The sequence below is a fragment of the Thioalkalivibrio nitratireducens DSM 14787 genome, assembly GCF_000321415.2.
Taxonomy (GTDB): Bacteria; Pseudomonadota; Gammaproteobacteria; order Ectothiorhodospirales; family Ectothiorhodospiraceae; genus Thioalkalivibrio; species Thioalkalivibrio nitratireducens.
The window spans coordinates 3,155,140-3,167,753 of sequence record NC_019902.2; the positions used below are offsets into that span (position 1 = coordinate 3,155,140).

Here is a 12,614-nt window from a genome sequence, read left to right on the forward strand (position 1 = left end):
CACCCGCCCCCCCGTCCCACGGAACCCATGTCACGTGCAGGCATCGATCCGCCCACCGGCCGCCATCAACGCAGTGGTAACGACGCTTCTCTGGCCCCACACCCGTTGGACCCAGTGTCCAGAACGGGGCAGGCTCAGCTATCCAGCAACGGCAAGGACAGGATCCGGCCACATCGCCTCCTGTTGCTCCCGTTCTCGCGCCTTCTGGGACAGGTAGGTGTCGCGATCGAGTTCGCGCAATTGTTCCGCGTAGCGTTCGGTGAGTTCAAACCATCGCTCGAGTCGAGCCTGCAGGCGCTCGCTCTCCGGAACCTCGCGCGTCTCCAGGAAAGTCTGCAACGCGAGATAGAACCGCATCACGTTACGCTCGATCATGCCCCGCAAACCCCCGATCAGTTCGCCGTCCTCGTCCCGACTGAAACCGACACGCTCCGCACCGACACTGCCAAGATAGACGTCCATCGCCAGCCGTGTGGTGCCTCCGATACCGAGCGAATACTGGAACTCGAGTAGCGTGCGGTTCCCGTCGATCGGCACCGCGGTCAGATCCATCGCGAAGTCACGCGTGCCGTGAGGCCCGTCGTCCCCGTGCAGCCCGATCTCGAGCCGGTGCTCGGTCGCCTCGATCACCTCGAAATCCAGATCCAGCCCCGTCACATCGTCCGGAGTTTCGAACTCTTTGCGGCCAATGTAGATTCGCAGGGACACGCCCGGATCCCGTTGCTCGAAGACGCACGCCTTCACATTCAGGTGGAGAAAGATGATCTCGCACCAGTTCCCGGCCGAACCGAGCGCTTCGGACACCGTGCCGAAGGATTCATCCACGACCGCCCGTATCTCGCCCCGAGGGGTACTGTCGTCATCAGTGGAATCAACGGCTATGGGCGCATCCAGGGGCGATGCGTCGATCCGTTCCAGGGTTTCCGCCACACGCTCGTGCAACGGCACGCCGCCGTCTGCCATGGCAGCCTGCAATCCGTACAGTACTGCGAGAAGCAAGCCGACCCAGAACCACCACGTCGTGATGCGCAATTCCATATCCCGCGCCTCCGTGGGCCCGATGCCTTTTTTAGACCCGGTGCATCAGCCATGCGATCCCGTACCCTGCGCCCTACCCCCGGCGGGATCCGGCGGGCAGGCAGCAATGCCGGTGCGGGGCCTTCGATAAAGTGACTGCCCTTCCGGGATCACCGCGAACCCCGGCGTGCCCTCCGGCAGGCGTTCATGTGCGCCCAGCAACAGGACGCCAGCCGGCCGGAGACGCTCGTACATCGCCCGCGCCACCTCCCGCTGCAGCGCGGGCTCGAAATACGTGAACGCGAGATTGCGGCAGAGGATCAGATCGAACGGGCCCGCGTCCAGCGGTGTGCGCACATCGTGGCAGCGCAGGATCACCGGAGCGGTGAAAACTGGTGCGAGGCAGAAGCATCCGTCATGCGTCTTAAAGGCGCGCGAGCGCCAGCCTTGCGGCAGATGGCGGATCGAACTCCACGGATAACAGGCGTCGGCGGCCCGCTGCAGCAGTCCGTCATCGGTGTCGGTAGCGAGGATCTCCAGGTTCAGTTCCGGGAAGCGTCCCGCGAGTTCCAGATGCCAGGCGATGGACAGGGTGTAGGGTTCCTCGCCCGACGCGCAGCCGGCACACCAAACTCGGAGTTCGCGGGCCCGGCGCGCAACCGCCGTTCGGGCCAGTTCGGGCAGGATCCGCTCGACAAGCACCTGAAAGACCCGCTGGTCGCGATAGAACCGGGTGACCGTGATCCGGCACAGTGCATCGAGTACACGCCACTCCTCCGGGTGCCGGTCCAGGTAGTGGCGGTAGGCCGCGGCGTCCTCGCAGGAGAGCTGCGACATCCGTCGCTCGATGCGCTTGCAGGCCTGCCTGCGTACGCGCCGAAAGCCCGGCCAGCGCAGCCGCATGCGCGGTAGCGCCCACTGGAGAAAGGCGACGCAGTCCGGATCCTTCATGTTCGTTTCACCGGTGTGCGGTGCCCCTCCAGACGGCGCCCGACTGTCCCGTCTGACTGGAACAGCGCGGCCTGCACCCCGAGTCTGACACCGGTTTGCCACGGCCGCGATGCACCAAGAGCGCGAGTCCAGGATGCCGGCTACACTGAATACAGGCAAGGCAGCGGTGGACGGCGCCATGGAACACCGCTCTGGATCCCGATTCGGGATACCCGGGATCCCGCCGGACCATACCGTCACGCTATTCTTCTGCGGCGACGTAATGACCGGACGGGGCATCGACCAGGTTCTGCCCCATCCCGCAAGTCCCGAACTCTACGAGGACTATGTACGTAACGCCCGGGACTATGTGGATCTGGCGACCGCCGCTCATGGCGAAATCCCGGCGCCAGTCGGTTTCGACTACATCTGGGGCGACGCACTGGGCGAACTGGCCCGATTCCGGCCTTCGGTCCGGCTCATCAACCTGGAAACGAGCATCACTCGCCACTCCGTCCCTTGGCCGGGCAAGGCGATCCACTACCGCATGCACCCGGGCAACGCCCGCTGCCTGCAGCCGGCTGGAATCGACTTCTGCGCGCTGGCCAACAACCATGTGCTGGACTGGGGCCACGAAGGCCTGCGCGAAACCTGCCGCGTGCTGGACCGCATGGGCATCGCCCATGCGGGCGCGGGCGCCAACGAATTGTCAGCGAGCCGGCCCGCGTGCGTGCAGCCGGGTCCGGGCGCGCGGGTGCTCATCTGGAGCATCGGGCTTGCCGACAGCGGGATCCCACGCGAGTGGGCCGCACGCGACGAACAGGCCGGTGTGTGGCGCGCAGGCAACGCGCGGGAGGGCGCCGAGGCGCTGGTCCAGCAGATCGGCTCTGAAAAGCGTCCAGGTGATCTGGCCGTGGTGTCAGTGCATTGGGGCAGCAATTGGGGTTACCGGATCCCGCGGGAGCACACGATCCTCGCCCGCCGGCTGATCGATGCCGGTGCCGACCTGATCCACGGACACTCGTCCCACCATATCCGGGGCATGGAACTCTACCGGGGGCGGCCGATCCTGTACGGCTGCGGCGACTTCATCAACGACTACGAGGGACTCCGGGGCTACGAGTCCTTTCGCCCGGACCTGGCCCTGATGTACTTCTGCCGCTTGGCTCCGGCCGATGGCCGTCTGCTCCGCTTCTGGATGACACCCATGCGAAGGGAACGCTTTGCGTTGCACCGGGCCAATGAAGAAGCGAGCCGATGGCTGGAGGATGTCCTCAACCGGGAGCGCCGCGGGGATGCTCCGCCTTTCACCCGGGACGAGGAAGGCCGGCTGCAGTGGGTGCGGGACGCAGTCGCCCGACAGGGCTGATACCGATCCATCGCGGTCCGCATGACCCCGCAGCCGAAAGAGATCCGGGATCCACGGCAGAGCGGCCGTGCCGGGAACCATTCGCCGCCCCCAATCCCTGCAGAGAGGCCTATACTCGAAGTTACCACTGCCGGAGCGGGCATCGCACCGGTTCCCAGTGAACCTTGGGACATCGCTTCGGCCGATCTGCGATGCGCATCGAAACCAGATCGCCGATCGGTTGCGGGCGTACCCAGCAGACCCGCCCTGGTGTCGAGTCACTATGATTTCGGGAGGCCCCCATGGCAGCCACCGTGACCGCCAACCTATCCGATAACCTGCACCGTGCCCTCGAGGAGCACGACCTCAATCTGCTGCTCAGCCTCTATGCCGACGATGCAGACCTGCGCGTGATCGACCAGCGCCATCCGCCCAGCACGCCCCTGGAGCTGCACGGCAAGGAGGCGATCACCAACTACTTCCGAGAGATCTTCGAGCGGCCGCTGACCCATCGCATCGAGGAGGAGGTCGTGGCAGACGACCACATGGCCTTCACCGAAGCATGCGAGTATGCGGACGGAATGCGCGTGTTCTGCTCGGCCATGATGCAACTGCGCGACGGCAAGATCGTGCGCGAAGTGGACGTTCAGGCCTGGGACGAGACGACGCACTGAGCCACAACACAGGGGCTCCGCCCCCGGGCCCCTGTACGCACCCTGGTCAGCCCCAAGGCCTGAGTACCGACCGGGCATCACGCGCAGTTCAAGATGAACTGTTCATGCCCGGTGCACCCCGGTCGACGCGCAGCGGCTGGTCTACCACCTCCCCAAACCGGGTCGGGATGGGCGCACCTAGCAGCCTGTCGCCGCTGGAGCTCGTCGGCCGCATCGCCGCGCTGATTGATTCCGCCACCCCGACAGCATCGCCATCGCGACTCGGGCGTGCTCGCCCCCAACTCGCCCCTGCGCCCAGCTCGCGCCGGAGTACGAGCACGACCAGCGGGTATCCTGGTAAAGCGGCCCGCCGAGAGCGAGAACCAGGCGTTCGCATGAAAACGCCCCCGGAACCTTTCGCTTGTGCGCCAGGCCGTGCGAATCCGTGGGCAGATGGAGGACGGTCATGCGTTACGTGAACATTTTCCTCATCATTCTCCTCACTGTGGCGGTGCTGGTTTTCACCCTCCAGAACCTGACCACGGTGACCGTTCAGTTTCTCACGCTACGGCTTACGCTACCCCTCGCCGCCCTGATCATCCTCGTATACTTCCTGGGCATGCTTACCGGCGGCGCTGTCGTATCCCTGATCAGGTCCTGGCTCCGCGGATCCTCCGGACAACCCTTTGAAAAGGTGAGCAAATAGGGGAGCACGGAAACGGTGATATCCGGTACGCGGTCATCGATGGGGCGGGGTCCATGCGGAATGATTCGACATATAGCTGAGCCCGTCCACAGCAGCGGGTCCGCGCGCCCAACAAACTCCAGCGCTCGCTCGATCGATCGATGAAATGCTCAGCACCTCGCCGTATAGTCGTTGCCACGTCGTGGCTGATTCCGCTGTTCGCCCTGGCTATGGCGGGAGGAGCCTACTGGATGATGTTTCAGATGCCGGGAGAATCCTACCAGGGAACACCTCCGCCGCTGAAAGCCGACGGGCAGATGCTGCGCGAGCGTCTGCAGGAACACGTCCGGATGCTGGCGGACGAGATCGGCGAGCGGCACTACTGGCAGCCCGAACGCCTGCACGCGGCGGCAGATTACATCGCCCGAACCTTCCGGGAAGCGGGGCACAAACCGATCCGCCATCGGGTACCGGCGTGGGATCAGGAATTCCACAACATCGAGGTGCAGCTGCCGCACGACGGTGTCGCCAACGAGATCCTCGTGATCGGCGCGCACTACGACACGGTGCGCGGCACTCCCGGAGCCGACGACAATGCCTCCGGCGTCGCCGTGCTGCTCGAACTGGCCCGCCTCCTGCGGGATACGGAGCTGGGCCGATCCGTGCGCCTGGTCGCCTTCGCCAACGAGGAGGCGCCGTTTTTCGGCAGCGCGGCCATGGGCAGCCTGCACTACGCGCGGCAGGCTCGGGAAAGGGGCGACGACATCGTGGGCATGATCTCGCTGGAGATGGTGGGCTATTACAGCGACGAACCCGACAGTCAGTCGTACCCGCCGCTGCTCGGGCATTTCTACCCCGACCGCGGCAATTTCATCGCCTTCGTCAGCAACCTGCGATCGCGCGGACTCGTCCGCCAGACCATCCAGGCGTTCCGCGAACACGCTGACGTTCCCTCCGAGGGGCTCGCCGCGCCGGAACTGATCCCGGACATCCTTCGTTCGGATCATTGGGCATTCCAGCAGATGGGTTACCCGGCGATCATGCTCACCGACACCGCCAACTTCAGGAATCCGGCCTATCACGGGCCGCACGATACCCCCGACCGCCTGGATTACGAAACCATGGCCCGACTGACCGCCGCGCTGGCCCATGCCGTCGAGACGATGAGCCAGCGCTGAGACCCAAGGCCGCCTGGCTTGTTGACCGACGCGCAAGTCTGTCAGGACGCGATCTCCGCCGGCATGGTCCACTTCGACGCGCTCCGGTTGAATCCCTCGCCTTCGCGCGAAGAAAACGCCCAGGCACACGTGACGAATGCTTCCTGCCCATGAAAACGCTGGATCCCGCCGCGCTGCGGGCGACCCACGAGGGCGAGTACGACGCCACGGGGCGAACGTACGGCTGCACGATGCGCACTGGGCGTGGTCGGAACTCCAGCGCATGGCTGAAACCTGCCGCGCGAAGCCGGAGGACACCCATCGCCCTCAGCGTTGATTGGCAAAGCGTTCGGCCCATTCATGGATGCTCTCACGCGAACCTCTGTTCGACTGTGCCCGCTATTCGGCTTGACGCAGGGTGTCAGCCACCTGTCGGATCCCGCCCGCCGCGTCTTAGGAGCGGTCAAGGGCTACACTCGCACGCATCGAAGGCAGGAACGGAGCGATGCCATGCCTCCCGTGCTCAGCGCTTCACCCGCCCGGCTCCTCGACCACTGGCTGGGCGCGGATGGTCTCTCTCCGGCGCTGGCCGAATACGAGCGCTGGTTCCACCAGCGGGGTCTCGCGATCTCGGCCGCATTGGACCGGGCGGGCACGCCGGGGCTTTGCATGTACGATCGCTTCGGCCAGCGCGAGGACCGGGTTCTGTATCCTCCGGAGTACCGGGATCTGCTCGACCGCGGGTACGGCCTGGGCGTGGTCGCGCGCGCCAGCGATGAGCGCACACTGATGCCCGGGTACCGCATCGGGTACGTCACTGCGTTCTTCGATGCGGGCCTGTACTGCCCGTACACGGTCTCGCTGGGAACCCTGGTGGCGGTGCTGAAGTATGCGTCGCCGGCGTTGCGTGACCGCACCCTGCCGCAGCTCGCGGGCCGCGAAAAGGGTTTCTGGCAGGGAGCGACCTGGATCACCGAGGCCGGTGGTGGATCGGACATCGGGGCCCATGTTCGGACCCGTGCCGAACGGGTCGCCGACGGCTGGCGGCTGACCGGGGACAAGTACTTCGCGAGCAACGTCGGCGCGGAGGTCGCGGTGGTGGCGGCACGCCCCGCGGGTGGCTCCGACGGGGTCCGCGGTCTCGCCCTGTTCCTGGTACCCCGCAGACGCGCCGACGGGAGCCTGAACTACCGGATCCGGCGCCTGAAGGACAAGATCGCGACGCGGTCGGTGCCGACCGGCGAGGTGGAACTGCAAGACGCGGAGGCGTCGCTGCTGGGCGAGCCGGGCCAGGGAATCTACCTGATCATGGAGGTACTGAACGTGTCGCGGGTGGCGAACAGCGTGGCGAGCGTTGCGCTGATGCAGCGTGCGATCGCCGAGGCACGCGCGTTCGCCGAACGGCGGGTGGCCTTCGGCCGCCCGCTGCTGGAGCAGCCCTTGCTGGACCGGCAGATGCGTGAACGCCAGAACTCCCTGCGTGCCTGCTTCGGACTGGCCTGGGAATCAGCACGGCAGCTGGACCGGGTATGGCAGGAGCGTCCCCCGTACTCGGAACGTCACCGGATGTTCCGGCTGATCGCCCACCTGGCCAAGTACTGGACCGCTGAACAGGCGATCCGCACGGCCCAGTGGGCAATGGAGGTGCACGGCGGTGCCGGCGTATTGGCCGATTACGGCATCGAGCGACTGCTCCGGGAGGCGATGATCCTCGCAATCTGGGAAGGCTCGCCGCACCGCCAAATGCTCGACGGGCTCGAGCTGATGGCCCGGCATCGGGCCCACGAGGGCCTGTTCACGCAGCTCGGCCATCCACCCGGCACCGATCGCCTGCGGGCGACGATCGAGCATCTGTTGAACCGGGACCAGGCCGAGCGCGAAGCTGGGGTCGAACCGGTCTTCCGGGAACTGGCGGCCTGGACCGCCGAGGCGCTCGCGCCACCCCCGGCGTGACCGGTCCAGGAAGAAGGTTCGGTGCGCTCGCAGGCATCCGCCTTCCTCTGGCGTCACGGTCGCTCGGCCGATCCCTCGTTGCTCTGATCCGATCGGCCGTGCTCGTCCCCGCCACGGGCTTGCAGACACGAGACACCGTTCGTCCGGTCCCCCTCCGCCCAGCACCTGCGGCTGCACCGAGGAGAACGGCGCCCAGGCACCAGACGGCACTCCCCATTCTGTCCTCCGCATTTCGACGGCTCTACATACCCGCGCGCACAACCCGGCAACGGGGAAGACCGCCCGGAAGCAGTCTATACCCTCCCTCCGGAGTACAGGACATGCCGCAACCGTCGCAGAACATGCTCGAGTTCTTCACCCGGGGACGAGAGGCACCGTCCCTGGAGGAGTCGCGTGCCCGGCCCGACCTTGCGGTGCAGATGCTCGAGAACGCCCACCCTCCGGGCGACCTGGCCACCCCACCCATCCGCGAACTGATGCTGAGCCAGGCAGTGGGGCGGCCTTTCCGCCATCACAGCGACATCGGCGCCGGGCCGTTTTCCGGATGCGCACTACCCGGGGCGTTTGTGATCATTCCACCGCGCGTTGCGGGCCGCTGCCACATGCGCGATCCCGCACGCATGCGGTTCCTTGGCATCCCCGCCGATCTTGCGTGCGACTGCCTTGAGTGTGATCCGAACGCCCCCCTGGACTTCGGGCGGCTGCACGCCATGCTGCACCAGGATCCTCTGATTACCCAGGCCCTGGACGTCCTATGGCAGGAAATGGAGCGCGACGACCCGGCCGCGCACCTGTTCATCGACAGCATGATCTCGGCGGTGGTCGTGCGCTTGGCCCGCCTGTCCGAGCAGACGCGCGACATCGATGCGTGCCGCGGAGGCCTCGCGCCGCACCAGTCGGCGCGGGTCATCGAGTACATGCACGCGAACCTGGATCAGCGCATCACGCTCCGCGATCTGGCAGGTTTGACCGGCCTGTCGCCGTGGCACTTCGCGCGCGCCTTTCGCCACAACCACGGTCTGCCCCCGCACCGTTACCTGACGCGGTTACGCATCCAGCACGCACGCAATCTCCTGACACGAACCTCCCTGCCGGTAACAGCGGTCGCCGCCGCCACCGGCTACTCCCTCCCGCAACTGGCGCGCCACTTCCGGCAGGCGGTCGGCATAACGCCCAGCGAGTACCGGCAACAGATCCACCATGGGTCCTCAGGGGATCCCGAGCCATCACAGCCGGCCGTGATCGGCAGCGAACCGCAAGATCCGACACCAGACCGCAAGATTCTGAAAACCGACTCCCGATCCACTGCCTAGACTCGAAACGAGCGATGCCAGTCCGGACCCGATTCCGGCAGTTCCCCATGCCGGTCGGTCCGGTGCCCCGTCGCGGGCGCACCCGTCGCCATGTGCATACCAACACGGAACGGAGGCTGACCATGACCAGAATCCCCCTGATCCTGCTGACCGCGATGCTCGCAACCGGGGCTGCAGCCCAGCACGACGACGCACCGGTCGGTGCCAAGCAGCAGATCGGCACAGTCGCGTTCGGCGCGGCTTGCGTCGACGAGGCGCAGCAGGCGTTCGATCGTGCCCTGGGGCTGATGCATCACATGATGTATGTGCAGGCCCGCGGCGAATTCGCCGCGATCGCCGAGGCCCACCCCGACTGCGCGATGGCCCACTGGGGCGTCGCGACCACATTGTTCCAGCCGCTGTGGGCCACGACGCCAAGCGATGCCGAGATTGCCCGTGGCCGCGACGCGATCGAGCAGGCGCGCGCCACCGTCAACGAGGAGCGCGAACAGGCGCTGATCGAGGCCACCGCCGCCTTCTTCGAGCCGGACACCGACCGGCAATGGGATCGCCTGTCGGGCTGGACCGACGGCATGGCAGCCGCGTACCAGGCCTACCCCAACGATCACGACATCGCCGCGCTCTACGCGTTGTCGCTGCTGACAGAGGCCACGCGGGCCGATGACCGTGATGCGCTGCACGACGAGGCCGAGGCGATCCTCAAGCGCGTTTGGGACGAAGAGTCGACCCACCCCGGCGCCATCCACTATGCGATTCATGCCACCGACGCCGACGGGCGTGCCGAGAACGCGCTCGAGATGGTCGAGTCCTATGGCAAGATCGCGCCGAACGTGCCGCACGCACTGCACATGCCTTCGCACATCTACGTGCGCCTCGGCGACTGGCCGCAGGTCATCGACTGGAACGCACGTTCGGCCGAAGTCGCTCGGGAACACAAGGTCAACGGCGCGATCTCGTTCCACTACATCCATGCCATCGACTACCTCGTGTACGGTCACCTGCAACGCGGCGAGGACTCGACCGCCGAAAACATTCACCAGGCTGCCTTCGACGAGGGTCGCCACCAGGGCTCGTTTCCCGGCGCGTTCCACCTGGCCGCGATGCCGGCGCGACTGGCGGTAGAACAGCGTGACTGGGACGCCGCGGCCGCGATCGAGCCACGCGTGCCCGACTACATCGCCTGGGAGAACTTCCATTGGGCCGAGGGCCTGAGCTGGTATGGCCGTGGTCTGGGCGCAGTCCATACCGGTGACCTGGAAGCCGCCCGCGAGGCCGAACAACGCCTCGCGAGTCTGGCCGATGGGGCCGCATCAGCCCCCGACGACCGCTTCCAGGTCTACATCGAGGCCGATCGGCACATCCTGGCCGGATTCATCGCGCATGCCGAAGGCGACCACGAGCGCGCCGTCGAATTGATGCGTACGGCCGGCGAGCTCGAGTCCTCGGTCGAAAAGCACCCAGTGAGCCCCGGCGCACTGTTGCCACCTTACGAGGCGCTCGGCGAAGTGCTGCTCGCACTGGATCGGCCCGACGAGGCCCTGGCTGCCTTCAAGCGCTCCGATCAGATGTGGCCGGGCCGTTACAACACGCTGCTTGGTGCCATTCGCGCCGCCGACGCGGCGGGAGATGCGGCAGCGGCAACGAGCTGGGCCGCGCGGCTGCTGGAGGTCGCACCCAACGCCGAGCGCGACACCATCGACCGCGCCCGGACGCTGGCGCAACGCCACTGAGCCGGGTTTCCGGGGTCGATCGCCGGGATGCCCGACGGATCGGGTCGCCTGCGACTCACGGACGAGTCACGGCGGCCGCAGCCTCCGGGGCGAACTCAGTCGTGCATCAGCGGCTGGTCGAAGCCAGCCGTCCATGGACGATTAGGTGGCAAGCCCCGGACAGAAAAAGCGGGCCCCCACGGGGCCCGTCGTCCCATCGGGCGGGTCTCCCAAGATGGCCTGGCAACGCCGCGCGGCGTGTCGGGCAAGCCGGTCAGGCTGCATCAGGCCAGAGACCCGCAGCCTCGCTGCCGGCGGCGTTCCATGCCGCCATGCCGCCGACCACGTTGGTCACCCGCTGGTGGCCCAGCCGCTTGAGGATCGAGGCCGCCACGGTAGAGCGATAGCCTGTGCCGCAGATGACGGCGACCGGGTCTTCCATCCGAACCCCGGGCACGCCTTCGCGAGTCTCGGAGACGGAGCGATGGATGGCCCCGTCATGGCGATCCTCGGCGTATTCCGCCGGAGTGCGCACGTCAACCAGTTTCGCGTCGCCGCGTTGCACGGACTCGCGGGCCTGATAGGCGTCGACTTGCCTCAGGGTAGCCAGCGGAAGGCCGGCCTCGGCCCAGGCGGCCATCCCGCCGTGCAGGTAGCCATCGATGTAGTCGCGGCCGGTGCGGACCATGCCACGTACCGCCTCCTCGATCAGTTCCGGATCTCCGGTGTCGTCCACGAGGATCACCGGCTTGTCGTCCGGCGTGACCCAACCGGCCCAGTTGGCGAAGGGCCCGCGAATGCCGATGCCCAGCGCGCCAGGGACGTGGCCCCCGCCGAAGGCCAGCGGATCGCGCAGGTCGATCACGGTGATCTCGTCCGCCCGCACGCGTCGGGCCACGTCCAGCGGGTCCAGTGGCACCATGCCGGGCAGCGGGATCACGTCCCTCGGGCCCTCGGTGTTGATGCCCTTGTTGCGCGGGTAAAAGTCCGGAATCTCCGGCAGCCCGTGCAGCAACCTCTCGACGAAGGCCTCCTCACTCAGCGCCGGATCCAGGTAAGGATTGGTTCGGCGCTCGTACCCGAGCGTGGAGACTGGGCGTCCGGACATGCCGGCGCCGCAGGCGGAACCGGCCCCGTGCCCAGGGTGGACCTCTACGCCGTCGGGCAGGTCCGCCAGCTTCTCACGCACGCTGCGAAACATTTTCCGCGCCAGGTCGCGCTTGGCCTCCTCACCCAGCAGATCAGGCCGGCCGAGCGAGCCGACGAACAGGAAGTCACCGGTGACGAGAGCCACCGGGTCGGTTTCCGAGCGTGCTCCGTCATAGACCACGAACATAAGATGTTCCGGTGTGTGGCCGGGGGTGTGCCGCACCTTGATGCGTACGTTGCCGATCTCGATCCGATCGCCGTCGTGGATGTCATCGTGCGGGAACTGCACCTGGAAATGTTCCCCCGCGTCATGACCGGACAGCATCAGCCGCGCCCCGGTCTTGTCCGCCAGCTCGCGGGCCCCGGAAGCGAAATCGGCATGGATGTGGGTGTCCATCACGTACCTGATGCGATAGCCGTTGTCACGGGCATAATCCAGGTAGACATCGACGTCGCGCTGCGGGTCGATAACGGCGATCTCCCCAATGCCCTGGCAGCCGACCACGAAGGAATGCTGCGAAAGGCCAGGATCGACGAAGCGTTCAAAGATCATCGTGCACCTCACTATCTTTGCAGGGGGTTTACCTAACTCGTTATCCGTTGGGTCGAATCTTAGATGTAACGTTCCGCCTGTATAAATTCGATAGCCTTTTACTATTTCCATGTTCCCACGAACCCAGCAGCCGGCACTGGAGGTCAA

Annotated in this window: 10 protein-coding genes; 7 read left to right on the forward strand and 3 right to left on the reverse strand. The window is 66.3% G+C overall.

The annotated features are described in order from the left end of the window. Positions 1-138: 138 nt before the first annotated feature. Together TVNIR_RS14445 and TVNIR_RS14450 are read right to left on the reverse strand one after the other, a co-directional pair. Positions 139-1,038 carry a hypothetical protein gene (locus tag TVNIR_RS14445; RefSeq protein WP_015259804.1) on the reverse strand — a complete coding sequence of 300 codons (900 nt, stop codon included), beginning with the start codon at positions 1,036-1,038 and terminating at the stop codon, positions 139-141. 45 nt (positions 1,039-1,083) lie between these two features. Beyond that, positions 1,084-1,968, reverse strand: a complete 885-nt coding sequence (locus tag TVNIR_RS14450) for a CheR family methyltransferase (RefSeq protein ID WP_015259805.1) — start codon at positions 1,966-1,968, stop codon at positions 1,084-1,086. A gap of 178 nt (positions 1,969-2,146) precedes the next feature. Between TVNIR_RS14450 and TVNIR_RS14455 the strand changes: the two genes are divergently transcribed. The 7 genes from TVNIR_RS14455 (at position 2,147) to TVNIR_RS14485 (ending at position 10,786) form a co-directional block, all read left to right on the forward strand. Further along, positions 2,147-3,316 (forward strand): CapA family protein, encoded by a 1,170-nt coding sequence (locus tag TVNIR_RS14455; protein WP_015259806.1) that lies wholly within the window; start codon positions 2,147-2,149, stop codon positions 3,314-3,316. A 281-nt stretch (positions 3,317-3,597) separates the two neighbouring features. Beyond that, positions 3,598-3,969 carry a nuclear transport factor 2 family protein gene (locus TVNIR_RS14460; RefSeq protein ID WP_015259807.1) on the forward strand — a complete coding sequence of 124 codons (372 nt, stop codon included), beginning with the start codon at positions 3,598-3,600 and terminating at the stop codon, positions 3,967-3,969. A gap of 445 nt (positions 3,970-4,414) precedes the next feature. Then, positions 4,415-4,654 carry a LapA family protein gene (locus tag TVNIR_RS14465; protein ID WP_015259808.1) on the forward strand — a complete coding sequence of 80 codons (240 nt, stop codon included), beginning with the start codon at positions 4,415-4,417 and terminating at the stop codon, positions 4,652-4,654. A gap of 230 nt (positions 4,655-4,884) precedes the next feature. Beyond that, on the forward strand, positions 4,885-5,811 hold the full coding sequence (locus tag TVNIR_RS14470) for a M20/M25/M40 family metallo-hydrolase (protein ID WP_015259809.1): 927 nt from the start codon (positions 4,885-4,887) through the stop codon (positions 5,809-5,811). Positions 5,812-6,300: 489 nt separating this feature from the next. Then, a complete protein-coding gene (locus tag TVNIR_RS14475) occupies positions 6,301-7,743 on the forward strand; it encodes an acyl-CoA dehydrogenase family protein (protein ID WP_015259811.1) in 1,443 nt (480 codons plus the stop codon). Between the two features lie 341 nt (positions 7,744-8,084). Next, positions 8,085-9,056, forward strand: coding sequence for an AraC family transcriptional regulator (locus TVNIR_RS14480; protein WP_083499539.1), 972 nt, complete (start codon positions 8,085-8,087; stop codon positions 9,054-9,056). Positions 9,057-9,178: 122 nt separating this feature from the next. Beyond that, on the forward strand, positions 9,179-10,786 hold the full coding sequence (locus TVNIR_RS14485) for a tetratricopeptide repeat protein (RefSeq protein ID WP_015259813.1): 1,608 nt from the start codon (positions 9,179-9,181) through the stop codon (positions 10,784-10,786). A 253-nt stretch (positions 10,787-11,039) separates the two neighbouring features. Here the strand turns inward: TVNIR_RS14485 and TVNIR_RS14490 are convergent, their stop codons facing one another. Beyond that, entirely contained in the window at positions 11,040-12,467 is a 1,428-nt protein-coding gene (locus TVNIR_RS14490) for an MBL fold metallo-hydrolase (RefSeq protein WP_015259814.1), read from the reverse strand. Positions 12,468-12,614 lie beyond the last annotated feature (147 nt).

Excerpts from the sequence above, each read along its gene's own strand:
- TVNIR_RS14460 (WP_015259807.1), top strand. The coding sequence starts at position 3,598 with ATGGCAGCCACCGTGACCGCCAACCTATCCGATAACCTGCACCGTGCC.
- TVNIR_RS14485 (WP_015259813.1), top strand. The coding sequence starts at position 9,179 with ATGACCAGAATCCCCCTGATCCTGCTGACCGCGATGCTCGCAACCGGG.
- TVNIR_RS14455 (WP_015259806.1), top strand. The coding sequence starts at position 2,147 with ATGGAACACCGCTCTGGATCCCGATTCGGGATACCCGGGATCCCGCCG.
- TVNIR_RS14475 (WP_015259811.1), top strand. The coding sequence starts at position 6,301 with ATGCCTCCCGTGCTCAGCGCTTCACCCGCCCGGCTCCTCGACCACTGG.
- TVNIR_RS14445 (WP_015259804.1), bottom strand. The coding sequence starts at position 1,038 with ATGGAATTGCGCATCACGACGTGGTGGTTCTGGGTCGGCTTGCTTCTC.
- TVNIR_RS14470 (WP_015259809.1), top strand. The coding sequence starts at position 4,885 with ATGATGTTTCAGATGCCGGGAGAATCCTACCAGGGAACACCTCCGCCG.
- TVNIR_RS14465 (WP_015259808.1), top strand. The coding sequence starts at position 4,415 with ATGCGTTACGTGAACATTTTCCTCATCATTCTCCTCACTGTGGCGGTG.
- TVNIR_RS14450 (WP_015259805.1), bottom strand. The coding sequence starts at position 1,968 with ATGAAGGATCCGGACTGCGTCGCCTTTCTCCAGTGGGCGCTACCGCGC.
- TVNIR_RS14490 (WP_015259814.1), bottom strand. The coding sequence starts at position 12,467 with ATGATCTTTGAACGCTTCGTCGATCCTGGCCTTTCGCAGCATTCCTTC.
- TVNIR_RS14480 (WP_083499539.1), top strand. The coding sequence starts at position 8,085 with ATGCTCGAGTTCTTCACCCGGGGACGAGAGGCACCGTCCCTGGAGGAG.